Origin of the sequence: Geopseudomonas aromaticivorans (assembly GCF_019097855.1) — a bacterium.
Lineage (GTDB): Bacteria > Pseudomonadota > Gammaproteobacteria > Pseudomonadales > Pseudomonadaceae > Geopseudomonas > Geopseudomonas aromaticivorans.
Genome location: NZ_JAHRGL010000057.1, coordinates 15,213 through 38,858, shown reverse-complemented (window position 1 = coordinate 38,858; position 23,646 = coordinate 15,213). Strand labels below are relative to the sequence as shown.

Here is a 23,646-nt window from a genome sequence, read left to right as displayed (position 1 = left end):
GGCCATTCGGAATTTGCGCCGTTCCGGCCGCGCCGGGACTCTCGCCCGTCGGGACGACACTCATGCCGGTCGGGCGCCGTCAGGCTCCGCGACCGGCAGCGGTTCCCTTCTCCAACGGGGGAGACAACATGTACGCACAGCCGCGCAAGCTCATCCTCGCCGCCGGCATCGCCCTGGCGCTCAACGCGGTGAGCGGCATGGTCGCCGCCGCCACGGTGTCCCAGGAAGTCACCGATGCCCGCCAGGAAACCCAGATCTGGACCACCTATGCCCTGAGTCCCTACCTGCGCGCTCTCGACCTCAAGGTGTCGGTGCAGAACGGCAAGGCCACGCTGACCGGTACGGTCGAGGAAGAGGTCAACAAGGAGCTGGCCAAGGAGATCGCCCTCGGCGTGAGCGGCATCACCGAGGTGGACAACCAGATCGTGGTCAAGGCCGACTACATGCCCAAGCCGAGCCCCGAGCCCGGTTATGGCGAGCGCATCGAGGACGCCAGCATCACCGCGGCGGTCAAGTCGAAGCTGCTGTGGAGCCGCCACGCCGAGGGCCTGGCCACCAAGGTCGAGACCCGCCGGGGCCGGGTGACGCTGAGCGGCACCGCCGACAGCGAGGAGGCGAGGGCTACCGCCGGGCGCCTGGCCATGGGCACGCGCGGCGTGGTCTCGGTGAACAACCAGCTGGTGGTCGCCAGCGGCAAGCCGACCGCCGTCGATAGCGCCAAGAGCACCGCCAACGAGACCAAGGGCGAGATCGCCGACAGCTGGATCACCACCAAGGTGAAGTCCACTTTCCTGTATTCCAGCAATGTGGCCGGCACCGACATCGATGTCAGCACCCAGGGCGGCATCGTCACCCTGAGCGGCAAGGTGCACAGCGGGGCCGAGCGTGACCTGGCGATCGAGCTGGCGCAGAACGTGCGCGGCGTGAAGAGCGTCGACGCCAAGGGCCTGACCTACTAGCGCGCCGGCTACAGCGCTGATACGCCATCACATCTCGCCGGCATCAAGGTGCCGGCTTCAGGAGGGTTAGCCATGAATACCTTGATCATCGAAGGCTGGCGGAAAGGCAGCGACGATGAAAAGTCCACCCCGGTGGGTATCATCCAGTTCTACGTCAGCGAGCCCACCCATCTGCGGCTGGAGAAAGCCGAAGAGCAGCTGAACAAGGCCATGGAGGCGCATGAGGCAGAGGCGTCGCTGCGCTCGGCTGAGAACGCAGTCATGGTCGATGCCGATATGGCCACGCTGGACCTGGTCATGCCGGAGGGCTACGGTCCCTTGTCCGACTGCCAGTTCCGCGTCTATCTGGGCGGAGAAGCCCAGCGCGGTCAGTTCCACCTGGTCGGCCATCTGGCGAGAGATGGCAGCCTGATCTACAGCAACGCGGTGATGATCGACCAGCTCGGCTAGCCGAAGGCCGCGAGGATAGCGGAGGTGCTTTCGCCAAGGCGGCTGGCAGCTGCGGGGGCGACTGCGGCGGTGCGGCTGCGCGCCGGCGTGCTCTGCGTGCTGGCCCTGCTGGTGCTGCCGCTGGCCTGCGGCCAGGACGCGGCAACGTTGCTGGCGCGCCATGGTGCCTTGCGCCTGCAGCTGGAGAGCAACCCGTTCCAGCGGCCGCTGTACATCGAGTCGAGCCAGAGAGCCGGCAAGCTTAAAGGCGACATCTACGCCCGTTTCGAGCAGCCCTACGCCGTGCTCGGCCCGGCGCTGCAGGGCCGCGAGCACTGGTGCGACATCCTGATCCTGCACCCCAACGTGAAGAGCTGCCGTCCGGCCTCCGGCGACCGGCTGCGCATTGACGTCGGCCGCAACTTCGAGCAGCCGCTGTCCGCTGCCTACGCTTTCGAGTTCCGCTATCAGGTGGTGACAGCCACCCCCGACTACCTGCACCTCGCGCTGAACGCCGAGAGTGGGCCGCTGGGTACCAGTGGCTACCGCATGGCCGTGGAGCTGGTGGCACTCGATGCCCGGCGCAGCTTCCTGCACATGTCCTATGCGTACAGCTACGGACTGGCGGCGCGCCTGGCCATGCAGAGCTACCTGGCGACCGCCGGGCGCAACCGGGTGGGTTTCACCGCCGTCGGGCGTCAGGCCGACGGGCAGCCGATCCATGTCGGCGGCATGCGCGCGGTGGTCGAGCGCAACACCATGCGCTACTACCTGGCGATCGAGGCCTTCCTCGGCGCGCTGTCGACACCGCCGGCGCAACGGCAGGAGAGGCGCCTGCAGCTCTGGCACGCCAGCGCCCGGCGCTATCCGTTGCAACTGCAGGAGCCGGCAAGCGGCGTCTACCTCAAGATGAAGCGCCATGAAAACCAGCGCCAGCAGGCGCCGGAGCAGGAACTCCGCTAGGGGCGGTATCTGCTGACAAAAACTCCGCCCTGTGTGTGCTGACGAACAGAGTCGAGGCGGCCCATGCGCCCATTGTGTGGATGTGCCGATAGCCGAGTGGGGCTTGTGGCCCCAGTGCAGCGAGCCTGCCTCAACGAGTCCGCGGAGAACGCCATGAGCCTGGGTACCATTCTGCTAATCATCCTGATCCTGATGCTGCTCGGCGCTCTGCCGACCTGGCCGCACAGTCGCAACTGGGGCTACGCGCCGATGGGCGGACTAGGGCTGGTGCTGATCATCGTGCTCGTCCTGGTGCTGCTGGGACGGCTGTAGCCTGCGTGTTGTTGCCGTCCCACCCGGGCGTACGGGAACCCAGGGCAGCAGGCGATCGGTTTCCTGCTTGACCACGGCATAGCACTCGCAGCTCAGCCGCTCGAGCACGGGACGGTCCAGCACCGTGATATGCCCGCGGCTGTACTCGATCACGCCGCGCTTCTGCAGCTTGCAGGCCGCCTCGGTGACGCCTTCGCGGCGCACGCCCAGCATGTTGGCGATCAACTCCTGGGTCATGGTCAGGTGGTTGTCCGGCAGGCGGTCCAGCGACAGCAGCAGCCAGCGGCACAACTGCTGGTCGATGGTGTGGTGACGGTTGCAGGCCGCCGTCTGGGCCATCTGGGTGAGCAGCGACTGGGTGTAGCGCAGCACCAGGTGCTGCAACTCGCCGTGGCGCTCGAACTCCTCGCGCAGCCGCGAGCCCAGCAGCCGCCAGGCATGACCGGCGCTCTGCACCACCGCCCGCCCCGTGGTGCCGCCGCCGCCCATGAGCATGGCGACGCCGACGAAGCCTTCGTTGCCCACCATCGAGATTTCCGCCGAGGCGCCGCTTTCCATCACGTAGAGCATCGACACGATGCAGTCGATCGGGAAATAGACGTGACGCATGAGATCCCCGGACTCGTAGAGGACCGTGCCGAGCGGCATGGGCACCCGTTCGAGATGGGGCAGCAGACGGTTGCGCACCTCGGCGGGCAGGGCGGCCAGAAAGTGATTCTCTGGCGGCGTGGTCATCTCGGTCATGGAGTAACCCTGGCTGGGAACGTCTTTTCCGTTCGTCGCAAGGAAGGATAGTCCAGCAGCACCCCCACGCCATTGGTCGGCCTGCGCAGCGCTATACCAGGCACCGATACGGCCGGCGCTGTGTTTGCTAGCGAACAGACCCGTCCCCGCGTCTACGCTCACTCTGGCGACAGGCAGATGGCTGCCAGACATTGATCGGAGATACAGACATGCTCATGACGATCGCGATTATCTTGCTAATCCTCTGGGTGCTGGGACTCGTTTCGACCTACACCATGGGCGGGTTCATCCACATCCTGCTGGTGGTGGCGATAGTAGTGATCCTGGTCCAGTTCATTCAAGGACGCAGGGGCTGATGCGAACGGCACCTTGAGGCGCCGGATGGCCTCTCGCAGGGAGCGGATTCTGCTCGTTGCATGCGCGAGCTACTGCTCGGTGGTTCGTCACATGCGGTCCATCACTGTTATCGGAGCACGCAAATGACCCAGTCAATGAGGTTCTTTCTCGCGATCATCCTCGCGACCGTATCCCTGGCGTCGGCGAGTCTGCTGAACAACGCCAGCGCCGCAACCGCCGAAGACCTGGACAAGGATTCCAAGCAGGCGTTGCAGATCCTCTACAAGGCCCATCCATTTGCCGAAACCATTTCGCGCAATGCCAAGGCGGTGCTGGTCTTCCCGAAGATCATCAAGGCGGGCCTGGTGTTCGGTGGCAGCTATGGCGAGGGCGAGATGTTGCGCGGCTCCAAGGTGGACGGTTACTACAACTCCGTGACCGGCTCCTGGGGACTGCAGGCGGGCGCCCAGTCGTATGCGTATGCGGTGTTCCTGATGACCGAAAAGGCCGTGAACTATGTGCGCGAGACCAAGGGCTGGGAAATCGGCGTGGGCCCGACCGTGGTCGTGGTTGACGAAGGGATGGCCAAGAACCTGTCCAGCTCGACGCTGAAGGACGATGCCTACGCGTTCGTCTTCGACCAGCAAGGCTTGATGGCCGGGGTCAGCATCGAAGGCACCAAGATTTCCCTGATCAAGCGCTGAACGTCGGCTCTTGCAAGGCTTCTGCTCTGTTGAAGCCTTGAGCGTGCGTGCTGTGGCATTCCGAGCGGCCCCCTGGCCTGTCTGCCAGGGGGCGCGAGGGGTAAATGCGGCCTGAGTGAAGGGTGATCGCCGTGGGCAACAAAGAAGAAGGGAAGGCGGGGTGGATTCTGCTGTGGCTGTTGGGAGTCCCGATCCCGATCCTGCTGATTCTGTACCTCCTGCGTGGGTGCACCTGAGGGGGCCTTAGCGAAAAGATGCCCGGGTGACCTGCGAAACGCCATGAGGCTCCGGCTGTTCCTGAAGTCCTGGCTCGGCTTCGCTGGGAGGCTTTGGCCGACGATCGCCAGGGCGCTGCAGGACAGGAGGCGACATGGCGCCAACTAGCGGACCCGATGAGCGTCCTCCAGAGGAGGCGCGGCGCCGAGTGATTCGCATCGAATTCGCTCCCCGTACCCTCGTTATCCTGACTCTCCTCATCCCCGGCCTGTGGGTGCTGAGCCGGCTCTTGCCCGTGCTCCTGGTGCTGGTGGCGGCGCTGATGATCGTCGGCACCATGGGGCCCGCGGTCCGCTGGCTCGAGGGGCGGCGCATGCACCGGGGCCTGGGCATCGCCATCGTGTTCACCGGGATCATGGTGGCTACCGTGCTGTTCATCACCTTGACGATTCCGGCCCTGATCGAGCAGGCGACCAACCTGGTCGATCAAGAGCCCATCCTGCGCGAGCACCTGGCGGACTGGCTGGAGGGCTTCAAGCTGACCAGCCCCCTGGCGGACATGCTCCGCGACCTGCGCGTCGGCGACGTGGTAACGGTGACCGTCTCGACGGCCCTGGAGTTCTCCGGCAGTGTCGTGGCAATCGTCACCTACATCCTCAGCTCGGTGTTTCTCGCCCTGTACATCATGCTCGACCGCGATCGCCTGCGCGGCGGTCTGTTCCTGCTGGTGCCCATATCCCACCACCTGCGGCTATCGCGGATCATGCTGGGTCTGGAAACCATCGTCGGCGGTTACATCCGCGGGCAGGCGATCACCTCGGCGTGCATGACTATCTTCGTGTTCATTCTGCTGACGGCCTGTGGTGCTCCCAACGCCCTGGCCATCGCGATTTTCGCCGGTGTTGCCGACGTGCTGCCCTACATCGGCAGCCTGCTGGCGCTGGTGGCCGTGGTGGCGGCCGTGCTCACCCAGGGAATCACCGTCATCAGCATCGTGCTGGTGTCGATGCTCGCCTACGAGGAGGTCGAGAACCGCCTGATCGTGCCGCACGTCTATGGACGTGCGTTGCGCCTGCCGTCGTCGGCGATCTTCTTCGCGCTGTTGGTGGGGGCCGTCCTGGGTGGCATTCCCGGGGCACTGCTGTCCCTGCCCGTGGCGTCGGCCCTGCTGATGCTCATCGAGGAACTCCGCGTCGAGTTGCCGGGGCAGCAGGAGCAGGCCGCCGATGTGCAGACCCGCAAGAGCGACGAGCAGGGCGAGGCGGAGTACGAGCGCCGGGCCGAAGGCATGCCCGCCGAGCAGGCCGCCGCCATCGCCGTCGAAATCGCCACCGATCGCCACAAGGAAGAAAGCACGCAGCCAGCGGAACCGGATCCACCTGTCGATCCCGGCAAGGGCTGAGCCGCCGCCTGGTGAGCTTTTGCGACGCCCTGACTAGCCTGCACGGATTGCGAGGCCCGAGCCTCTCGAGTGGTCTAACCTAGATAGATGGGATCACGACCGATCAAGCCCCGAACAGGTTTGAAGCTCCATGGAATAGCCGTGTTAACCAGGGCGGCGGGGCGGCCAGGGATGCGGCATTTCCAACCGTGAGATGTGGTAGGCCTTCGCGGGTACCACACTCTGCGCAGGAGATTCACAGATGGTCATTCACGTTACCCACTTCATGGTCGCCGGGCACCTCGCCTGCGGCCGCCACGGCGACACGCTGGTTTCCACCACGGAAGTGGCGCGGGTGAAATGTCGCAACTGCCGTGGCACCGAGGCGTTCCGCGAGGCGCGCAGACTCGAGCGCAACGCGGCGCGCAGAGCCGCACGGCAAGCCGCCAAGGCCGCTCACGCCGCGTACCACTGGCGCGCCGCCTGGCTGCAGAAGCTCACCGACCTGCCGGGACTCCAGCGCCTGCCACGGGGGTTCAAAGGTCAGTCCTATGTATAGTGGGGCTCAATAGATACCGATGGCCGGTGCCCGGCGGCCGGGAATTCCAGCCTGTGCCGCGGTTCTAACTCAGTAGGCCGTTTCGGCCGCCAGAGGGTTATTGCCATGCGCCGCACACTTGTTGTCGCTTCGCTTGCGCTCTGCCTGCCCGTCGCCTCGGCACTGGCCGGCAGCGTGGATGTAGAAGATGTCGCCACCTCCGCGGGGATATCCGCCTCGCTGTATTCCACCTTCAAGGACGACAAGATCGTCGTGGTTGCCAAGGACGACGCCAGCAGCTTCATCGCCAGCGGCGGCACCATCCGCGGCGCCTACCTGGAGGCCGCGCTGCAGCAGATCCGCCGCGAGCATCCCGGCTTGCAGGCGAGCGATCAGGAACTGGCCGCCGCGATCCTCGCGCAACCGCAGGACTCCGCCGCTCGATAAAGTGAGTCGTCCCCGTTGGCGTAGACGGGTTGAATGACCGCAGTTGGCTGTTCGCACCCATCCCGCCGAAAGCCTCTTGAACTGCCCGCGACATGGAGTTTCGGGCGGTTCAAACCGGCCACTTCGACTCACTTGCACTTGAGTTGCCACGACGCCCCGCAGGACCTCAGCCCTGAACCTTCCGGCCCTTGGGCACGGTGAGCATGATCGAGACGATCGCGATCACCACCATCAGCAGGTTGAAGCCCAGCGCGATGAAGGCCGCCTCGCGGACCGCCAGGTTGTCCTGCCGCCCGGCGAAGGTAATCACGCCCTCGAGCCAGCTCACGCTGCCGTTGTCGCCGGTCAGCGCGGTGAATACGGCCGCCGAGATCGCTACGCCGAAGGCCGCCCCCAGCGACGACGCCATCTTGTAGATGCCCGACCCCGAACCGCTCTGGGCGGCCGGGAGGTTGGCCAGCGCCGCGTCGGTCGAGGGGGTGGCATAGAACGCCAGGCCCACGCCGAACAGCGTGTAGCCGATCACGGCGAGCATCCGATACTCGGCCAGCAGCAGGTTGGCCGGCATCAGCAGCGCTATGGCCAGGCCGGTGATCAGGCAGCCCCAGAGCATCGGCAGGCGCGGCCCGAAGCGCTGCAACAGTTTCTCGCCCATGCGGATGAAGGCAATGATGGCGACGGCATAGCCGAGGGTCAGGAAGCCGGCCTGCTGCGCGTTCATGCCGCCCCCCAGCTGTACCAGCTGCAGCGACACGATCAGCGTGCCGGCCGTGCCGTTGATCAGGAAGTTGGAGAGGGTCGCGCCGGTGTAGGTCGGGTTCCTGAACAGGCTGAAGTCGAAGAAGGCGTTGGCCGAGCGGCTTTCGATGCGCAGGAACAGCAGCCCCATGACCACCGTCACCGCCAGCAAGCCGAGGCCGAGCGGGCTGGTCCAGCCCAGCTTGTTGCCCTGAGTCACCAGCACCTGCAGCGCCAGCATGGCCACCATGAAGCTCAGCACGCCGGGCAGGTCGAAGCGGTAGTCGCCCTGGGTGTCGGCCTTGTTTTCCGGCGTGCCGCGCATCAGCCACAGGCCGAGGATGCTGACCGCGATGGCGACCCAGAAGATCGAACGCCAGCCGAAGTTCTCCGCCATCAGGCCGCCGAGCAGCGAGCACAGGCCCGAGCCGCCCCAGGAACCGATGGACCACAGGCTGATCGCGCGCTGGCGCCCGGCGCCATCCCAGTAGGCCTTCACCAGGGCCAGGCTGGCCGGCATGATGCAGGCCGCCGACAGGCCCTGCAGCGCCCGTCCGGCCAACATCACCGGCGCCGCCAGGCTGCCCGACGGTGTGACGGCCACCAGCAGCGAGCCGGCGATGCTCAGGTAGAAGCCGATCCGGGTGATCCGCAGCCGGCCGACGCGATCGGCCAGACCGCCCATCACCACGATGAAAATGCCCGAGAACAGCGAGGTGATGGCCACCGCGTTGTTCATGGTGGTGGACCCCAGCCCCAGATCGCGCTGCATGTCGGGGGCGATGTTCAAGGTGGTCTGGGCGAACAGCCAGAAGGCCACCACCCCCATGATGATGCCGAGCAGCAGGCGGTCGTTGCCGACGGGCGGCACATCGGCCTGTACGGTCGTGCTCATGCTTCACTCCTCAAAACGCTCAGACGCAGCCGGGTCACTCCAGCGCATTGGCTTTCACCGATCATAGCCGCGGTGGCGTTGCCATGTTGTGCAGCGCCTCGGCCAGCGGAATCCGCAGTGCCATTCAAATGCCTCATTCGGCAATGCTAGGCTTGCAGCACGCATCGACGGGTGCCGCATACCGCTGTCGCGGCCCGGCGGCGCTCGCTCCCCAGCCATGGAGAACCGCGCATGAACCCGCTTGCCGACGCTCTGGATACCCCGCTCGACCGGCTGCTGCCCGAACTGGAGGCCATCTACAAGGATCTCCACCGCCACCCCGAGCTGTCGATGCAGGAACACCGCACCGCCGGCATCGCCGCCGACTACCTGGCCGCCCACGGCTTCGAGGTGACCCGCGGCGTCGGCGGCACCGGCGTGGTCGGCGTGCTGCGCAATGGAGCGGGGCCGACGGTCATGCTGCGCGCCGACATGGACGCACTGCCGGTGACCGAGGCGACCGGCCTGCCGTATGCCAGCGAGGTCAAGGCCCGCGACGAGGAGGGCGCCGAGATCGGCGTTTCCCATGTCTGCGGCCACGACCTGCACGTGACCTGGCTGCTGGGCGCGGCGCGCCTGCTGGCCGAGCACCGCGCTGCCTGGCACGGCACCCTGCTGGCGGTGTTCCAGCCGGGCGAGGAGGTCGGGCGCGGCGCGCAGAGCATGATGGACGACGGCATGATCGAGCGCTTTCCCAAGCCCGAGGTGATCCTCGGCCAGCACGTGATGGTCGGCGAGGCCGGCACCGTCGGCTACCGCAGCGGCACCATCCTCTCCGCCGGCGACAGCCTCAAGGTCAAGCTGTTCGGCCGCGGCGCCCACGGCTCGATGCCGCACAACTCGGTCGACCCGGTGGTGATGGCGGCGTCGACCGTGATGCGCCTGCAGACCATCGTCTCGCGCGAAGTCGCGCCGCTGGACAGCGCGGTGGTCACCGTCGGCGCGCTGCAGGCCGGCACCAAGGAAAACATCATCCCCGACGACGCCACCCTCAAGCTGAACATCCGCACCTACAGCGAAGGCGTGCGCGAGCACGTGCTGGCCGCGGTGAAGCGGATCTGCTGCGCCGAGTGCACGGCGTCCAACGCACCGCGCGAGCCGGAGTTCACCACCCTCAACGCCTATCCGCTGACCGAGAACGACGCCGCCGCGACCGCGCGGGTGGCCGCCGCTTTCCGCAGCCAGTTCGCCGAGCGTGCCTTCGAAACCCAGCCGGCCCCGGCCAGCGAGGACTTCAGCATCTTCGGCCGGCGCTGGGGCGTGCCCTACGTGTTCTGGTTCGTCGGCGGCACCGATGCGCAGACCTACCGGGAAGCCAAGGCGCGCCAGCAGCTCAACGCCATCCCCAGCAACCACTCGCCGCAGTACGCGCCAGTGCTGCATCCCACCCTGAAGACCGGCCTGCAGGCCATGCTGACCGCCGCCTCGGCCTGGCTGTGCGCGGACGCCGCGGAGGCATGAACGCACAGACCCTGTTCGTCGCGCTGGATCTCGCCGGGGTCTTCGCCTGTGCCATCAGTGGCGCCACCGCAGCCCTGCAGCGGCGCCTCGACCTGTTCGGCGTGGTGATGGTCGCCTTCATCACCGCGGTCGGTGGCGGTGTGGTGCGCGACCTGTGCATCGGCGCCACCCCGCCGGTCGGCCTGAGTGACTGGAGCTATCTGGTTACCGCGGTGCTCGCCGCGCTGCTCACGATAGGGGCCGGCCCGCTGGTCGAGCGCCTGGCCTACCCGGTGCTGCTGTTCGACGCCCTCGGCCTCAGCGTGTTCGCCGTCACCGGCGCGCACAAGGCGCTGGCCTACGGCCATAACTACGAGGTGGCGATCCTCCTCGGCACCACCACCGCGGTCGGCGGCGGCATCGCCCGCGACGTGCTGCTCAACCGCGTGCCAGCGATCCTGCGCAAGGAAATCTACGCGACCGCCGCGCTGCTCGGCGCCAGCATCCTGGTACTCGGCGAAGCACTGGGCTGGTCGCGCAACTGGCTGACCTGGCTGGCCATCGCGGCGTGCTTCGTCCTGCGCCTGCTGTCGCTGCGCTATGGGTGGCATTTGCGGCTGAACGTGGCCGAGCGGCGCTGAGGCGAGCCGTAGGCCTCGTGGCGCCCGGCGCAACCCGGTTTCGTGAGAGGTGCCGATGGCTCCCACGCTCCGGCGCGGGAGCCGGAACGATGGACGCTCCGCGTCCCGCCGCAGGAGCGGCTATGTGGCGTACCCACGCGGGAGCGTGGGCACGATCATAAAGACAAGCTCTGGGTAGTCGTGGGAAACCACGGTTTCGCTAGCCGTAGGTGGGCAACTGCCGCAGGCATTGCCCACCGTGGGGCGCCGTGCCGGCGCCGTGGTAGAAAATCGCGGCGCGAGTTTTCTACCCTACTTGCTGGAGGCGTTGCCCACCTTGGAGTACCTCACCCGGCAGAGCGGTAGAAAATCGCTGGGCGAGTTTTCTACATTACATACTTTTGGGTATTAACAGTCCTGCGCTAATACATCTTCAACTGAGCGGTATATTCTCTCTTTGTCAGTATCAGTCAAACAAGTCCGTACCCACTCGGAAACAAGAGTTTCCCATACCGAGAGATGAGATTTGCGGACCTTGTCACCTAGTTTTCTGTTCCAGTTATGATGCTCTGGGTCTGTCATGATATCTTCTAAATCCGCAAATAAAGTCCCTGCGCCAATGCCTATTCTCTCAGGAAGATCTGCCCAGTTTTTTTCTTTTAACTCGTTATAGATCACGACTTCAGGCGCATATTCGCCTGGCAGAACAATGCAGCCTTGACTTGGTTCTTTATCTCCATTCAAGATTGCAAGATTCTTTAGAGTCGGGAGGCGGCCTTCAGCACCCAGTGCCCCCATGGTCTGCACTACGTTCGCTGGCCCAACAGGGCAAATATCAAGACGATCAACGACCTGTGCTCTGTTTTCGTCTGACACTAATATTTCGCGCAACCATATTTCCGCCTCCCGATCCTCAACATAAACTGCCATCTCCGGATGAACTTGGTCATCCATTCGGCTCATGGCAAATTCTACGCTTGCGCCGTAAATTACATTCGTCCCTTGACTTCCGGGTACCAGAAGAACTCTAGCCTCTTGGGGGAGTTGCTCAAGAATATACGGACTGTGCGTAGAGACCACAATCTGGCATCTCTTCTTACGTGAGAGCTTCATGAGAAAGTCAATTAACCTCCTCTGTGCCTTTGGATGAAGTGAAGCTTCAACCTCATCGATAATTAGTAAGCTGGTTTGCGGGATTGTTTCCAGGATTCTGAAAAGATCGAGGGTGGCGTCCTCGCCTGCACCTTGGTGGTATTGGCTGAATTCTCCGAATGATCTCTTGAATAACCCAACCGAGTGGGCGGAGACGTCGGACTTTGCGAATCTCGCAGATTCATATTGTCGACCTAATACATGCGACAAATGAGTAAGGTTTTCGTTTGATATGTTTTCGCTGGTGGTTTCTGTTTTTCCCATCTTTGCGATCCGTGCGTACCCAGCGGTTGCATCAATGGGTAATGTTCTTGAAATATCTTGATATATTACCTTGCGTTTAGGTCTGTTGTCGCCGAAATTCCATCGGGATGTTTTTTTGCTAATGCGGTAGCTCTGAATGGTGTCACCTTGTTTTATAGAGTATTTGATTGCAACGCCCTCAACTCTATCCCAAGGGGTGTCCTGAAAGAAATCAGAAGGATAATATGTGTCGGATTTTTCAGCTGCCTCATAGCAACATGCGAGCGATTTCAGTAGCGTTGTCTTTCCTGTTCCGTTTTCACCTACAACAGCGACAACGGGGAATTTAAATTGCACAGATTGACCAGACCACCCACGAAGTCCCTCAATTTCAATGCTATTAACAAATTTTGGCCATAGATCGGCTTGCATTTGTTCGCGAAGTTTATAAATTTCACTCTGGTCCATTGGTGTATTTCCTTTTTATGTGATTGTAGAAGTCTACGTCTTGATGGCACCCACGCTCCAGCGTGGGTGCCCGAACTCTGGACGCTTCGCGTCCAGCCGCAGGAGCGGCCGGGCTGTGTGCCCACGCGGGAGCGTGGGCACGATCATCGACACGTCGCGGGTGCTTTGCGGGACGCCGAGGCGCTCGCTCTGAATTTGGTGCCGGTCCATATTCGGCGCCGCCTTACAAGCGCAGCCGATGTTGGGGGTAGTGGCTTTCTGACGGGGGAAGGCGGTTGCGAAGGTGCTGGGGCCGCGCCGGTATTCTTCGCGAGCGCGGCTGACGCAGCGCCCGAAGGCCGCCGCCTTGAGACTCGGTAGGTCATTGATCATGGACCGCTCCCTCGGTGCCGTTCCGCCTCACACGCGAGGCATGTCCTTCCTTGCTTTACGCATTCCCGCAGAAGGGGAATGCGTCAGTAGACGAGCGGGGACTCTCCCTCACTCCTTCCCATAATTCACCACCGACAACAGCTTGATCGGCACCTTCACCAGTTGCTCCGGCCCATGCGGCACTTCGCCGTCGAAGGTCAGGCTGTCGCCGGGGCCCATGGAGTAGAGCTGGTTGCCGTGGCGGTAGACCAGTTCGCCTTCCAATAGATGGAGGAACTCGGTGCCGGGGTGGGAGAAGGTCGGGAACACTTCGCTGGCGTCGCCCATGTCGACCATGTAGGCCTCGAAGGTCTTCTTCGGCCCGCGGGTGTGGTTGAGCAGGTGGTAGGTGTGGCCCTTGTCGGTGCCGCGACGGACCACTTCGAGCCCTTCGCCGGCCTTGACCAGCAGCGCGCCGCTGCCTTGCTGGTCGTACTGGCTGAACAGCTTGGACATCGGCATGCCGAGCACGTCGCACAGGCGGCTGAGGGTGTCGAGGCTGGTGGAGACCTGGGCGTTCTCGATCTTGCTGAGCATGCCCTGGCTGATGCCGGCGATGCGCGCGACGTCGGCGATCTTCAGTTCCTGGGCCTGGCGCTGGCGCTTGATCTGCATGCCCAGGTACTGCTCCAGCTTGAGGCGAGGCTGGTTGTCGTCGGATTTTCTCATGCTGGCCTGCACTCTTTCAGTTCAAGAATATAAGATTCGCACCAAGAATGAACGGGGTTCGAACGAGCGGGGTCCGTCCTGACGCGTCGATTTCCCGGTATGAAACCATCTTTCCCATATAGATAGAAGGATTGCGGGGTTTTTGCCGGGTTGGCGAGCGGTGGGCAAGGTTGGCAAGGTGTTTGCATTTCTTTTGGTGAAAGTAAATTTCCCCAGCGGAATAAAGCATCAGCGACCGAGGAGCCAACCGCCCATGTTGCCCAGCGAAACCCAGAAAATCATCGAACAGCACGGCATCAAGTATGTGCTGGCGCAGTTTGTCGACATCCATGGCGCCGCCAAGACCAAGTCGGTACCGATCTGCGGCCTGGAGGCGGTCGCCGAGGCCGGCGCCGGCTTTGCCGGTTTCGCCATCTGCGGCATGGGCATGGAGCCCCACGGCCCGGACTTCATGGCCAAGGGCGACCTGTCGACCCTGACCCCGGTGCCCTGGCAGCCGGGCTACGGCCGGGTGGTGTGCATCGGCCACGTCAACGACGAGCCCTGGCCCTACGACAGCCGCTACGTGCTGCAGCAGCAGGTGCAGCGCCTGAGCGACAAGGGCTGGACCCTCAACACCGGCCTGGAGCCGGAGTTCAGCCTGTTCCAGCGCGACGGCGCCGGCAAGCTGCAACTGGTGGACGCCTCGGACAACCTGGACAAGCCCTGCTACGACTACAAGGGCCTGTCGCGCTCCCGCGAGTTCCTGGAAAGGCTGACCGAGGCGCTGCAGCCGGTCGGCTTCGAGATCTACCAGATCGACCACGAGGACGCTAACGGCCAGTTCGAGATCAACTACACCTACAGCGACGCCATGACCTCGGCGGACCGCTTCACCTTCTTCCGCATGGCCGCCGGCGAGATCGCCAACGAGCTGGGCATGATCTGCTCGTTCATGCCCAAGCCGGACCCCAAGCGCGCCGGTAACGGTATGCACTTCCACCTGTCGATCAGCAGCGCCACCAGCAAGAACCTGTTCCATGACGCCAGCGACCCGAGCGGCATGGGCCTGTCGAAGATGGCCTACCACTTCATGGCCGGCCTGCTGGCCCATGGCCCGGCGCTGTGCGCCTTCGCCGCGCCGACGGTGAACTCCTACAAGCGCCTGGTGGTGGGCCGCTCGCTGTCCGGGGCGACCTGGGCGCCGGCCTTCATCACCTACGGCGCCAACAACCGCTCGGCGATGGTGCGCATCCCCTACGGGCGCATCGAGTTCCGCCTGCCGGACGCCGGTTGCAACCCGTACCTGGTCAGCGCCGCGATCATCGCCGCCGGCCTCGACGGCATCGACCGCCAGCTCGAGCCGGGCGCGGTGTGCAACGAGAACCTCTACAACCTGAGCCTGGAGGAGATCGCCGGTCGCGGCATCGCCACCCTGCCGCAGAGCCTCAAGGAAGCCTGCGACGCGCTGGAGGCCGACCCGCTGTTCCGCGAGGTGCTCGGCCCGCAGATCGTCGACGAGTTCATCAAGCTCAAGCGCATGGAGTGGGTGGAGTACAGCCGCCATGTCTCCGACTGGGAAATCCAGCGTTACACCGAATTTTTCTGATGCCTGCGCTCCCTGCGGGGGAGTGCGAAGGCCAAGTCGAATTGTTGCAGGAGTCATAGATATGTGTGGAATCGTAGGTCTCTACCTGAAGAACCCGGCGCTGGAGTCCCAGCTCGGCAAGCTGTTCGAACCGATGCTGCTGGCCATGACCGACCGCGGTCCGGACAGCGCCGGCTTTGCCATCTACGGTGACGAAGTGAAGGACGGCTGGGTCAAGCTGACCCTGCAGAGCACGGTCGGCGAGTACGACTGGAAGGCCCTGATGGGCGCGCTGGAAGGCCGCCTGGGCTGCTCGCTGGACTGGTTCCAGAACGCCAGCGCCGCGGTGCTCAAGGTCGCCGCCGAGGAGGCCGTGGTGCGCGCCGCGCTGGCCGAGCTGGCCCCGCAAGTGCGCATCATGAGCGCCGGGCAGAGCATCGAGATCCTCAAGGGCATGGGCCTGCCGGCGGAAATCGCCGAGCGCTTCAAGCTGGCGAACATGAAGGGCAGCCACATCATCGGCCATACCCGCATGGCCACCGAGAGCGCGGTGACCATGGAGGGCAGCCACCCGTTCTCCACCGGCGCCGACCTGTGCCTGGTGCACAACGGCTCGCTGTCCAACCACAGCCGTCTGCGCCAAGAACTCAAGCGCAAGGGCATCACCTTCGAAACCCTCAACGACACCGAGGTGGCCGCCGGCTACCTGACCTGGCGCCTACAGGAGGGCGACTCGCTGAAGGCAGCGCTGGACCACTCGCTGGAAGACCTCGACGGCTTCTTCACCTTCGCCATCGGCACCCGCAACGGCTTCGCGGTGATCCGCGACCCGATCGCCTGCAAGCCGGCGATCCTCGCCGAGACCGACGACTACGTGGCCATGGCCTCGGAGTACCAGGCGCTGGCCAGCCTGCCGGGCATCGACAAGGCCAAGGTCTGGGAACCCGAGCCGGCCACCATGTACATCTGGGAACGCAAGTCCGCCTGAGGAGCGCACACATGAAAACCATCGACCTTTCCACCGCCACTGTGCGCGATCTGAACCAGGCCCTGCACGACCAGGTGAAGACTCTTGAAGAACGCGAGTGGGTCGTCACCCATTCGGACGGCAAGCACAACCTCGCCGTGGGCATCAACGAAGCGCTGTCCGTCGATATCCAGGGCCATGCCGGCTACTACTGCGCCGGGATGAACCAGAAGGCCAGCATCACCGTGCACGGCAACGTCGGCGTCGGCGTGGCGGAGAACATGATGTCCGGCTCGGTACGGGTGAAGGGCAGCGCCTCCCAGGCCGCCGGCGCCACCGCCCACGGCGGGCTGCTGGTGATCGAGGGCGACGCCGGCGCGCGCTGCGGCATCTCGATGAAGGGCGTCGACATCGTGGTCGGCGGCAGCATCGGCCACATGAGCTGCTTTATGGGTCAGGCGGGCAGATTGGTTGTGTGCGGCGATGCCGGCGATGCGCTGGGCGATTCGCTGTACGAGACGCGCATCTACGTGAAGGGCACTGTCAAGTCGCTGGGCTCGGACTGCATCGAGAAGGAGATGCGCGCCGAGCACCTGGAAGAGCTGGCCGATCTGCTCAATCGCGCCGGCTTCGACGAAGACCCGGCCAGCTTCAAGCGCTACGGCTCGGCCCGCCAGCTGTACAACTTCAAGGTCGACAACGCTTCGGCGTACTGATCGAGCCCGGCCCCCGGCCGGTGCGCGCGGTGCACCCTACGGGACACGAGTGTGAGGTGCGCGCGGCGCACCCTACGCCTGGCACCAACCCCACGTAGGGTGCGCCATGCGCACCGAAGCCGCCGAACCGTGAACGTAGGGTGCGCCATGCGCACCAAGACCCCGCCCCGCGGCGGGGGCACTGAACAACGTAGGGTGCGCCATGCGCACCAGGCAGCCCGCCCGAGTCGCGGGCGCCACCCAACGAGGAATTCGAAATGAGCGAGAAACACACCCCGGTACTGCGCGAGTCCGCCACCTTCGACCGCCTGACCATCCAGGAAATCCAGCGCGCCGCCGAAACCGGCATCTACGACATCCGCGGCGGTGGCACCAAGCGCAAGGTGCCGCACTTCGACGACCTGCTGCTGCTCGGTGCCAGCATGTCGCGCTACCCGCTGGAAGGCTACCGCGAGAAGTGCGGCACTGACGTGGTGCTCGGCACCCGCTTTGCCAAGAAGCCGATCCACCTGAAGATCCCGGTGACCATCGCCGGCATGAGCTTCGGCGCGCTGTCGGCCAACGCCAAGGAAGCCCTCGGCCGCGGCGCGACCATCGCCGGCACCAGCACCACCACCGGCGACGGCGGCATGACCCCGGAAGAGCGCGGCCAGTCGCAGCACCTGGTCTACCAGTACCTGCCGTCGCGCTACGGCATGAACCCCGACGACCTGCGCAAGGCCGACGCCATCGAGATCGTCCTCGGCCAGGGCGCCAAGCCGGGCGGCGGCGGCATGCTGCTGGGCATGAAGGTCACCGAGCGCGTCGCCGGCATGCGCACCCTGCCGATCGGCGTCGACCAGCGCAGCGCCTGCCGCCACCCGGACTGGACCGGCCCGGACGACCTGGCGATCAAGATCGCCGAGATCCGCGAGATCACCGACTGGGAAAAACCGATCTACGTGAAGATCGGCGCCAGCCGCCCGTACTACGACGTCAAGCTGGCGGTGAAGGCCGGCGCCGACGTGATCGTCCTCGACGGCATGCAGGGCGGCACGGCCGCGACGCAGGAAGTGTTCATCGAGCACGTCGGCATCCCGATCCTCTGCGCCATCCCGCAGGCCGTGCAGGCGCTGCAGGAGATGGACATGCACCGCAAGGTCCAACTGATCGTCTCCGGCGGCATCCGCACCGGCGCCGACGTGGCCAAGGCCATGGCCCTGGGCGCCGACGCGGTGGCCATCGGCACCGCCGCGCTGATCGCTCTCGGCGACAACCATCCGCGCCTGGACGACGAGCTGAAGAAGATCGGCTCGGCTGCCGGCTTCTACGACGACTGGCAGAACGGCCGCGACCCGGCCGGCATCACCACCCAGGACCCGGAGCTGAGCAAGCGCCTCGACCCGGTGGAGGGCGGCCGCCGCCTGGCCAACTACCTGCGCGTGCTGGTGCTGGAAGCGCAGACCATGGCCCGCGCCTGCGGCAAGTCGCACCTGCACAACCTCGACCCCGAGGATCTGGTGGCCCTCACCGTGGAATCCGCCGCCATGGCCCGCGTACCGCTGGCCGGCACCGCCTGGATTCCCGGCCAGCAGTTCTGAGCCCGCTACGGCGCCGGCCTGAGGCTGGCGCCGCTCTTGCATGACGTAGCCGGGGGTTGGTGAAGAGGTCCGCCGCGGGATACCCGCGGCCAAGGAAACCCTGAAAAGGCCACTTGCCGTCATTCCCGCCTGCGCGGGAATGACGACTTTTCAGGACTCCTCTGAGGACCCGCGACCGGCGCCGTCTTAGTTTGAACGCACTCTGCAAGCTGCCAGGAAATTCCCATGACCGTTTGAGGAGCACCACCATGTCGACCACTCCACAAGCTTTGCCAACACCATCTGCCTCACCGCTAAGTCGCACGCTGAGCCGTGCCCTGCCGCTGTTGCTGATGACCTTCGCGCCGCTGGCGCTGGCCGAGGAGGCCGCGCCCACTCTGGATACCGGCGTCACCGCCTGGATGATGACCGCCACCGTGCTGGTGCTGTGCATGTGCCTGCCGGGCCTGGCGCTGTTCTACGGCGGCCTGGTGCGCGCCAAGAACATGCTCTCGCTGTTTTCCCAGTGCTTCGCCATCGCCGGGGTGATCGGCGTGTTGTGGGTGATCTACGGCTACAGCCTGGTGATCGACACCACCGGCATGACGGCCGGTGAATACAGCTTCAACAGCTTCGTCGGCGGCCTGGAGCGGGCGATGCTCGCCGGCCTCAAGGGCGACAGCCTGGTGCTGGGCATGCCGGAAGGGGTGTTCATCACCTTCCAGATGACCTTCGCCATCATCACCCCGGCGCTGATCGCCGGCGCCTTCGCCGAGCGCATGAAGTTCGTCGCCGCGCTGGTGTTCATGGCGCTGTGGTTCACCTTCGTCTATGCGCCGATGGCGCACATGGTCTGGGGCGGTCCGGGTGCACTGATGCACAACTGGGGTGCGCTGGACTTCGCCGGTGGCACCGCGGTGCACATCAACGCCGGTGTCGCCGCGCTGGCCGCCTGCCTGCTGCTGGGCAAGCGCAAGGGCTATCCGCATGTCGAGATCAAGCCGCACAACCTGCCGCTGGCGATGGCCGGTGCTGCGCTGCTGTGGGTCGGCTGGTTCGGCTTCAACGTCGGTTCTGCCGCCGGGGTCGGCACCGTGTCGGGCATCACCATGCTCAACACCCAGCTGGGCGCCTGCGCCGGCATCGTCGGCTGGATGCTCATCGAGCTGGTGAAGACCGGTCGGGCGAGCGCCATGGGTCTGGCTTCCGGCGCCATCGCCGGCCTGGTCGGCATCACCCCGGCCTGCGCCTACGTCGGCGCCGGCGGTGCGCTGGTCATCGGTCTGCTCAGCGGCCTGCTGTGCTACCTGGCGGTCACCTCGCTGAAGCAGCGCTTCGGCTATGACGACAGCCTCGACGTGTTCGGCCTGCACGGCGTCGGCGGCGTGGTCGGCGCCATCCTCACCGGCGTGTTCTGTGTGCCGGAGCTGGGCGGCTACGTCGAAGGCAGCGAGATCGCCACCCAGGTCTGGGCGCAGGTGAAGAGCGTGGCCTTCACCTTCGTCTACTGCTTCGTGGTCAGCTGGGTACTGCTCAAGCTGGTCGACAAGCTGGTCGGCCTGCGCGTGGACGAGGAAGTCGAGGACATCGGCCTCGACCTCGCCGAGCACAACGAGCGGGCGTACAGCCACTGATGAGTTTCTGGCAGTGCTGAACGAAAACGCCGGGCGATGCCCGGCGTTTTCCTGTCTGCAGATCGTGCAGTTTCTTTTCTGAACAATCGAGTAAGCGGCACAATAGTTGTGGTTGAAAGATCAGGAGATCTTGCGCAGTGAAGATCGAGCCTGTTTTGTCGCGCAGAAACTCCAGCACTTAGCCAGCGGTTATCCATGCCCGTATTGCGGAATCATCTTTGATCCGGATGAGCATAAAGGCCGAGAGTGGAGGTGTCAGAGCAGTTGTAGATGCCCAGACTGCCGGGCAGGGGTAGCCAGCTTAAAAGCAGGCGCCCTGCCATCAGGGTATGGAGAGAAGAACTGTCGATCAGTAATACGACTTGATCAGGCCTATGCCTTTGCTCAGCACTTCTCGCCAGGCGGAAATGTCTTCATCGTTGGCATTGCTGTCATGCGACTTGACTGCGCGAATAAGAGCTTCGAACCACAGATCGTAGAGTTCTGGTCTGATATTGAGGCCCGCGCGCGAGTGGCTCTCGCCAAGAGCCCGCAGTTTGCTATCGGACATGCCGCGTGCGAACAGCACCAGATTCAGGATGCCGGCCCGCAGCAGCTGCTTCTGCGCAATCATGTCGGTATTAACGAAGCGATCTCGGATCGCCGGGGAGCTGGCGAGAAAGTTTTCATAGAAAGTATCGAAGAAGGAGGTGCTGGCACAGCATCGACCATAGCTCTGCATCACGCGACTAGCAGCGTTCATGACATACCTTTTTCAAAAGAAACATCCCTGATGGCTCTACCTGCCGGCTAAAGCAGAATGGCCACAATGAATGAATTGTTTTTAAGTAACATCTCGGTTGATTTTATGCTGTTCATGATTTGTAGCGCAACACAATTACTTGGCGAAAATGGAGGGTGGTATTTTTCCGGAAAAAAGAGAAATGCTGTATTTCATGTGGTTAGGAATTCAATGGTGGCGAGCCCGTCATGCGATTCATTGTTCTACCGCTCTCGCCTCGGGTATCTGCGGATGTAGGGGGATGATCCCCTCTGAGATCATCGAAGGCTGCGCTATCCAGTTGGCGTCATTCAGAAAGCCGATTCAATGGCGGCAACCGTGTAACTCGCCGGCTAGTTCTCGATCGACTCAGGCGAATGCATTTTCTCTGCCGAACTCATCCCGGCGCGTCGTATTCCTCGCAGTGGCGCAGGCTGTCACCGCGTGGCAGCTGGCTGCGCGCGCGGGCGACGGCGTCCTCGATGGTGCTGTCGATCTGCTCCTGTACCGCTCCGTCACTGGTCCAGCCGCCGGCCATGCTGCCTCGGAATATGGGGTGTCGTTGCCTGAAGGTATGTGCACTTGGGCGCGCTGATGCAAGGCCTCGTCTGTCCGGGAGGCGTGGCTGGTGGGTCGGTGCTGGTCTGCCAAGCCTGGACGCGGTGGCCGCAAGCCCCTGCCGTTGGCGCGGCAGGTTCGGCGGGCCTAGAGTGTTGGCAATGTTGCTGGAGTAACGCGGGCGCCGGGTAAGCCCGGCGTTGTGCTGCATGGGGCATCGCCTCCGTGTGGCAAGCCCTCGCTGGCCCTGACCTGGGGCTGCCCGCTCGGGGGCTGTGGCGGCACCCAGTGGCGTTTCCTGTTCGGGAGGTTCTTGTCATGCGTCAGTTTGTTCTGCCTGTCCTGTTCCTGGCGCTCAGTGCCCCCGTCGGGGCGCAGATGTACGGCGCGGACTACGAGGAGTGCAACCAGGAAATCACCGCCGACATCGTCGACTGCCTGAATGGCAACACGAAAACCTGGGACCGCCGTCTGAGCGGCGCCTACAAGGCGCTGATGCAGCGTAGCGACTCTGGCCAGAAGGAGCCGCTGAAGGCGGCGCAGCGGCTTTGGGTGCAGTACCGCGACGCGAACTGCGGCTTCTATGCCGCGGGCGAGGGCTCCATCAGCCAGATTGCCGCGGCCGAGTGCCTGCGGGCGATGACCCAGCAGCGGGCCTGCGAGATGGAGGCCGCCAACATGCAGGAGGGGGCGGTCGGGCAGGGCTGCGAGTAGGTTTCGGCACGCGGTCAGCGCAGCTGGCTGTCCTTGCTACCACGGCGGTTGTAGCCGCTGAAGGTGCTCTGCTGCTTGTCGTGCTCGCTCTGGCAGGCGACGCACAGGCGTACGCCGCGGATGGCCTGGCGGCGAGCCTCGGGGATGGGCGCGTCGCATTCCTCGCAGTGCTGCAGGCTATCGCCGCGCGGCAACTGGCTGCGCGCGCGGGCGATGGCGTCCTCGATGGTGCTGTCGATCTGCTCCTGTACCGCTCCATCGTTGGTCCAGCCGCCGGCCATGCTGCCTCCGCGAGAGTGAGAGAAATCTTGTCGAAGATATGCACCCTGGCGCGCGGTTATGCAAGGCCATGGCGAGCTGCGTGGCGACGCACGGAACGCTGGCTGCGCTCGTGACGGCGGCCATCGGCGGCGCCTATGCTCTGCGCCACGGACGCCCGTGAGCTGCCGACCGAATAAGAACAACCAGGGGTGGCAGCAATTGATCGTTCCACAATACTGGGCCGAGGCCCGCGCGCAGTACCGGCGCAACGGCAAGCACATCACCGTGCGCCGCTTCGGCTGGTCCGATGTCAGCCAGGCCGAGGCGCAGGCCCACGCCGAGCAGCGTGCCCAGGAGGCGCTGGATGGCCTGCGTGACGGCGAGAAGCTGGCGCGCCGCGAGCCGAAGGTGCCCTACAACGGCGCCGAGGGGGTGCCGATCCGCGAGGAGATCGTCGCGCGCCACGACGACGTGCTGATCACCCGCAATTCCTACGGCGCGCGCTGCCTGAACAGCGCGGACGTGCTGTTCGCCGACATCGACTTCGCCCAGCAGCCCAGCCTGCGCTTCGCCATCGGCGTGTTCGCCACGCTGGCGGCGCTGGGGCTGCTGGCCGGTTGGCTGACGCACTCGGTGCTGCTGCTGGCGGGGCTGTTGCTGGTCGCGCTGTTCGCCTCGGGCCTGCTGGCCGGGCGGGTGCATCGCCTGTACCTGGACTGGCAGGGCGGCGCGGCGGCGTTGGCGCGCCAGCGCATCCTGCGCTTTCTCGAGCGCCATCCCGACTGGAGCTTCCGCCTGTATCGCACGCCCGCCGGGCTGCGCGCGCTGGCCACCCATCGCACCTTCGTCGCGGACGATCCGGCGGTGGCGCAGTGCTTCAGCGCGCTGGGCGTCGATCCGCTATACGCCCGCATGTGCCAGCGGCAGCAGTGCTTCCGCGCGCGGCTCAGCGCCAAGCCCTGGCGCATGGGCCTGGCCCACCACCTGAAGCCGCGTCCCGGCGTCTGGCCGGTGGCGCCGGAGCGCCTGCACATGCGCCGCGACTGGGTCGAGCGCTACGAGGCGGCGGCCCGCGGCTATGCGGCCTGCAGTTTCCTCGAGGTGCTCGGCAGCGGCGTGGTGGCGCCGGAGGTGGCCCGCGTCCAGTGGCTGCACGACGAGCTGTCGGGGGCGGCGAGCGGGCGGCCGATCGCCTGAGCGGGGCGC

25 protein-coding genes and 1 pseudogene are annotated in these 23,646 nt (G+C 64.7%); 18 read left to right on the top strand and 8 right to left on the bottom strand.

The window, feature by feature from the left end; all coding sequences use genetic code 11:
* Nucleotides 1-128: 128 nt before the first annotated feature.
* From KRX52_RS16130 to KRX52_RS16115, 4 genes are all read left to right on the top strand, one after another.
* The gene (locus KRX52_RS16130; protein WP_217682751.1) at nucleotides 129-959 is read left to right on the top strand and encodes a BON domain-containing protein; all 831 of its coding nucleotides are present in this window, start codon (nucleotides 129-131) and stop codon (nucleotides 957-959) included.
* Nucleotides 960-1,031: 72 nt separating this feature from the next.
* Nucleotides 1,032-1,409, top strand: a complete 378-nt coding sequence (locus tag KRX52_RS16125; protein ID WP_217682750.1) for a hypothetical protein — start codon at nucleotides 1,032-1,034, stop codon at nucleotides 1,407-1,409.
* A gap of 24 nt (nucleotides 1,410-1,433) precedes the next feature.
* A complete protein-coding gene (locus KRX52_RS16120) occupies nucleotides 1,434-2,351 on the top strand; it encodes a hypothetical protein (protein ID WP_367890555.1) in 918 nt (305 codons plus the stop codon).
* A gap of 153 nt (nucleotides 2,352-2,504) precedes the next feature.
* Nucleotides 2,505-2,663 carry a DUF3309 family protein gene (locus KRX52_RS16115; RefSeq protein ID WP_217682749.1) on the top strand — a complete coding sequence of 53 codons (159 nt, stop codon included), beginning with the start codon at nucleotides 2,505-2,507 and terminating at the stop codon, nucleotides 2,661-2,663.
* Here KRX52_RS16115 and KRX52_RS16110 read toward each other — a convergent pair.
* Complete coding sequence (locus KRX52_RS16110; protein WP_217682748.1) at nucleotides 2,610-3,407, bottom strand: Crp/Fnr family transcriptional regulator; 798 nt, start codon at nucleotides 3,405-3,407, stop codon at nucleotides 2,610-2,612. The two genes, KRX52_RS16115 and KRX52_RS16110, sit on opposite strands and share 54 nt — an antisense overlap.
* 209 nt (nucleotides 3,408-3,616) lie before the next feature.
* On the opposite strand from KRX52_RS16110, the gene KRX52_RS16105 reads away from it, so the two are divergent.
* From KRX52_RS16105 to KRX52_RS16085, 5 genes are all read left to right on the top strand, one after another.
* Nucleotides 3,617-3,763 (top strand): lmo0937 family membrane protein, encoded by a 147-nt coding sequence (locus tag KRX52_RS16105; RefSeq protein ID WP_217682747.1) that lies wholly within the window; start codon nucleotides 3,617-3,619, stop codon nucleotides 3,761-3,763.
* A gap of 123 nt (nucleotides 3,764-3,886) precedes the next feature.
* Nucleotides 3,887-4,447, top strand: a complete 561-nt coding sequence (locus tag KRX52_RS16100) for a lipid-binding SYLF domain-containing protein (protein ID WP_217682746.1) — start codon at nucleotides 3,887-3,889, stop codon at nucleotides 4,445-4,447.
* Between the two features lie 370 nt (nucleotides 4,448-4,817).
* Nucleotides 4,818-6,065 (top strand): AI-2E family transporter, encoded by a 1,248-nt coding sequence (locus KRX52_RS16095; RefSeq protein ID WP_302850388.1) that lies wholly within the window; start codon nucleotides 4,818-4,820, stop codon nucleotides 6,063-6,065.
* A 241-nt stretch (nucleotides 6,066-6,306) separates the two neighbouring features.
* Nucleotides 6,307-6,603, top strand: a complete 297-nt coding sequence (locus KRX52_RS16090; protein ID WP_217682744.1) for a hypothetical protein — start codon at nucleotides 6,307-6,309, stop codon at nucleotides 6,601-6,603.
* Between the two features lie 105 nt (nucleotides 6,604-6,708).
* Complete coding sequence (locus KRX52_RS16085; RefSeq protein ID WP_217682743.1) at nucleotides 6,709-7,029, top strand: DUF2388 domain-containing protein; 321 nt, start codon at nucleotides 6,709-6,711, stop codon at nucleotides 7,027-7,029.
* Nucleotides 7,030-7,195: 166 nt separating this feature from the next.
* On the opposite strand, the gene KRX52_RS16080 is transcribed toward KRX52_RS16085, so the two are convergent.
* Complete coding sequence (locus KRX52_RS16080) at nucleotides 7,196-8,662, bottom strand: MFS transporter (RefSeq protein ID WP_217682742.1); 1,467 nt, start codon at nucleotides 8,660-8,662, stop codon at nucleotides 7,196-7,198.
* Between the two features lie 231 nt (nucleotides 8,663-8,893).
* Here KRX52_RS16080 and KRX52_RS16075 point away from each other — a divergent pair, with 231 nt between their 5' ends.
* Nucleotides 8,894-10,162 (top strand): amidohydrolase, encoded by a 1,269-nt coding sequence (locus KRX52_RS16075; RefSeq protein WP_217682741.1) that lies wholly within the window; start codon nucleotides 8,894-8,896, stop codon nucleotides 10,160-10,162.
* Nucleotides 10,159-10,782, top strand: a complete 624-nt coding sequence (locus KRX52_RS16070; protein WP_217682740.1) for a trimeric intracellular cation channel family protein — start codon at nucleotides 10,159-10,161, stop codon at nucleotides 10,780-10,782. The genes KRX52_RS16075 and KRX52_RS16070 overlap by 4 nt, the downstream gene beginning before the upstream one ends.
* 387 nt (nucleotides 10,783-11,169) lie before the next feature.
* Here the strand turns inward: KRX52_RS16070 and KRX52_RS16065 are convergent, their stop codons facing one another.
* The 3 genes from KRX52_RS16065 to KRX52_RS16055 form a co-directional block, all read right to left on the bottom strand.
* Nucleotides 11,170-12,624, bottom strand: coding sequence for an ATP-dependent nuclease (locus tag KRX52_RS16065; RefSeq protein ID WP_217682739.1), 1,455 nt, complete (start codon nucleotides 12,622-12,624; stop codon nucleotides 11,170-11,172).
* Between the two features lie 33 nt (nucleotides 12,625-12,657).
* Nucleotides 12,658-12,996: a hypothetical protein gene (locus KRX52_RS16060; protein ID WP_217682738.1), complete on the bottom strand. Its 339-nt coding sequence runs from the start codon at nucleotides 12,994-12,996 to the stop codon at nucleotides 12,658-12,660.
* Between the two features lie 108 nt (nucleotides 12,997-13,104).
* Entirely contained in the window at nucleotides 13,105-13,704 is a 600-nt protein-coding gene (locus tag KRX52_RS16055) for a helix-turn-helix domain-containing protein (RefSeq protein ID WP_217682737.1), read from the bottom strand.
* A 253-nt stretch (nucleotides 13,705-13,957) separates the two neighbouring features.
* Between KRX52_RS16055 and glnT the strand changes: the two genes are divergently transcribed.
* From glnT to KRX52_RS16030, 5 genes are all read left to right on the top strand, one after another.
* Nucleotides 13,958-15,292, top strand: a complete 1,335-nt coding sequence (gene glnT / locus KRX52_RS16050) for a type III glutamate--ammonia ligase (RefSeq protein ID WP_217682736.1) — start codon at nucleotides 13,958-13,960, stop codon at nucleotides 15,290-15,292.
* Nucleotides 15,293-15,353: 61 nt separating this feature from the next.
* On the top strand, nucleotides 15,354-16,259 hold the full coding sequence (locus KRX52_RS16045; RefSeq protein WP_217682735.1) for a class II glutamine amidotransferase: 906 nt from the start codon (nucleotides 15,354-15,356) through the stop codon (nucleotides 16,257-16,259).
* An 11-nt stretch (nucleotides 16,260-16,270) separates the two neighbouring features.
* Nucleotides 16,271-16,954 carry a GltB/FmdC/FwdC-like GXGXG domain-containing protein gene (locus KRX52_RS16040; RefSeq protein ID WP_217682734.1) on the top strand — a complete coding sequence of 228 codons (684 nt, stop codon included), beginning with the start codon at nucleotides 16,271-16,273 and terminating at the stop codon, nucleotides 16,952-16,954.
* A 257-nt stretch (nucleotides 16,955-17,211) separates the two neighbouring features.
* On the top strand, nucleotides 17,212-18,534 hold the full coding sequence (locus tag KRX52_RS16035; protein WP_217682733.1) for an FMN-binding glutamate synthase family protein: 1,323 nt from the start codon (nucleotides 17,212-17,214) through the stop codon (nucleotides 18,532-18,534).
* Between the two features lie 332 nt (nucleotides 18,535-18,866).
* Nucleotides 18,867-20,147: an ammonium transporter gene (locus tag KRX52_RS16030; RefSeq protein ID WP_217682960.1), complete on the top strand. Its 1,281-nt coding sequence runs from the start codon at nucleotides 18,867-18,869 to the stop codon at nucleotides 20,145-20,147.
* A 349-nt stretch (nucleotides 20,148-20,496) separates the two neighbouring features.
* On the opposite strand, the gene KRX52_RS16025 is transcribed toward KRX52_RS16030, so the two are convergent.
* Both KRX52_RS16025 and KRX52_RS16020 read right to left on the bottom strand, forming a co-directional pair.
* Nucleotides 20,497-20,889 carry a globin gene (locus KRX52_RS16025; RefSeq protein ID WP_217682732.1) on the bottom strand — a complete coding sequence of 131 codons (393 nt, stop codon included), beginning with the start codon at nucleotides 20,887-20,889 and terminating at the stop codon, nucleotides 20,497-20,499.
* A 424-nt stretch (nucleotides 20,890-21,313) separates the two neighbouring features.
* Nucleotides 21,314-21,445 (bottom strand): annotated as a pseudogene (locus KRX52_RS16020) (TraR/DksA C4-type zinc finger protein); the annotation flags it as partial.
* Between the two features lie 338 nt (nucleotides 21,446-21,783).
* Here KRX52_RS16020 and KRX52_RS16015 point away from each other — a divergent pair.
* Nucleotides 21,784-22,179, top strand: coding sequence for a lysozyme inhibitor LprI family protein (locus KRX52_RS16015; protein ID WP_217682731.1), 396 nt, complete (start codon nucleotides 21,784-21,786; stop codon nucleotides 22,177-22,179).
* Between the two features lie 14 nt (nucleotides 22,180-22,193).
* On the opposite strand, the gene KRX52_RS16010 is transcribed toward KRX52_RS16015, so the two are convergent.
* Nucleotides 22,194-22,460, bottom strand: a complete 267-nt coding sequence (locus KRX52_RS16010) for a DksA/TraR family C4-type zinc finger protein (protein WP_217682730.1) — start codon at nucleotides 22,458-22,460, stop codon at nucleotides 22,194-22,196.
* Nucleotides 22,461-22,659: 199 nt separating this feature from the next.
* On the opposite strand from KRX52_RS16010, the gene KRX52_RS16005 reads away from it, so the two are divergent.
* Nucleotides 22,660-23,637, top strand: a complete 978-nt coding sequence (locus tag KRX52_RS16005) for a hypothetical protein (RefSeq protein WP_217682729.1) — start codon at nucleotides 22,660-22,662, stop codon at nucleotides 23,635-23,637.
* The last annotated feature ends 9 nt before the right edge of the window (nucleotides 23,638-23,646 follow it).

Coding starts and splice junctions, on each gene's coding strand:
- KRX52_RS16125 (WP_217682750.1), top strand. CDS start 1,032: ATGAATACCTTGATCATCGAAGGCTGGCGGAAAGGCAGCGACGATGAA.
- KRX52_RS16115 (WP_217682749.1), top strand. CDS start 2,505: ATGAGCCTGGGTACCATTCTGCTAATCATCCTGATCCTGATGCTGCTC.
- KRX52_RS16045 (WP_217682735.1), top strand. CDS start 15,354: ATGTGTGGAATCGTAGGTCTCTACCTGAAGAACCCGGCGCTGGAGTCC.
- KRX52_RS16070 (WP_217682740.1), top strand. CDS start 10,159: ATGAACGCACAGACCCTGTTCGTCGCGCTGGATCTCGCCGGGGTCTTC.
- KRX52_RS16075 (WP_217682741.1), top strand. CDS start 8,894: ATGAACCCGCTTGCCGACGCTCTGGATACCCCGCTCGACCGGCTGCTG.
- KRX52_RS16030 (WP_217682960.1), top strand. CDS start 18,867: ATGACCTTCGCGCCGCTGGCGCTGGCCGAGGAGGCCGCGCCCACTCTG.
- KRX52_RS16095 (WP_302850388.1), top strand. CDS start 4,818: ATGGCGCCAACTAGCGGACCCGATGAGCGTCCTCCAGAGGAGGCGCGG.
- KRX52_RS16065 (WP_217682739.1), bottom strand. CDS start 12,624: ATGGACCAGAGTGAAATTTATAAACTTCGCGAACAAATGCAAGCCGAT.
- KRX52_RS16105 (WP_217682747.1), top strand. CDS start 3,617: ATGCTCATGACGATCGCGATTATCTTGCTAATCCTCTGGGTGCTGGGA.
- KRX52_RS16040 (WP_217682734.1), top strand. CDS start 16,271: ATGAAAACCATCGACCTTTCCACCGCCACTGTGCGCGATCTGAACCAG.
- KRX52_RS16035 (WP_217682733.1), top strand. CDS start 17,212: ATGAGCGAGAAACACACCCCGGTACTGCGCGAGTCCGCCACCTTCGAC.
- KRX52_RS16055 (WP_217682737.1), bottom strand. CDS start 13,704: ATGAGAAAATCCGACGACAACCAGCCTCGCCTCAAGCTGGAGCAGTAC.
- KRX52_RS16060 (WP_217682738.1), bottom strand. CDS start 12,996: ATGATCAATGACCTACCGAGTCTCAAGGCGGCGGCCTTCGGGCGCTGC.
- glnT (WP_217682736.1), top strand. CDS start 13,958: ATGTTGCCCAGCGAAACCCAGAAAATCATCGAACAGCACGGCATCAAG.
- KRX52_RS16100 (WP_217682746.1), top strand. CDS start 3,887: ATGACCCAGTCAATGAGGTTCTTTCTCGCGATCATCCTCGCGACCGTA.
- KRX52_RS16090 (WP_217682744.1), top strand. CDS start 6,307: ATGGTCATTCACGTTACCCACTTCATGGTCGCCGGGCACCTCGCCTGC.
- KRX52_RS16080 (WP_217682742.1), bottom strand. CDS start 8,662: ATGAGCACGACCGTACAGGCCGATGTGCCGCCCGTCGGCAACGACCGC.
- KRX52_RS16085 (WP_217682743.1), top strand. CDS start 6,709: ATGCGCCGCACACTTGTTGTCGCTTCGCTTGCGCTCTGCCTGCCCGTC.
- KRX52_RS16025 (WP_217682732.1), bottom strand. CDS start 20,889: ATGAACGCTGCTAGTCGCGTGATGCAGAGCTATGGTCGATGCTGTGCC.
- KRX52_RS16010 (WP_217682730.1), bottom strand. CDS start 22,460: ATGGCCGGCGGCTGGACCAACGATGGAGCGGTACAGGAGCAGATCGAC.
- KRX52_RS16110 (WP_217682748.1), bottom strand. CDS start 3,407: ATGACCGAGATGACCACGCCGCCAGAGAATCACTTTCTGGCCGCCCTG.
- KRX52_RS16015 (WP_217682731.1), top strand. CDS start 21,784: ATGCGTCAGTTTGTTCTGCCTGTCCTGTTCCTGGCGCTCAGTGCCCCC.
- KRX52_RS16130 (WP_217682751.1), top strand. CDS start 129: ATGTACGCACAGCCGCGCAAGCTCATCCTCGCCGCCGGCATCGCCCTG.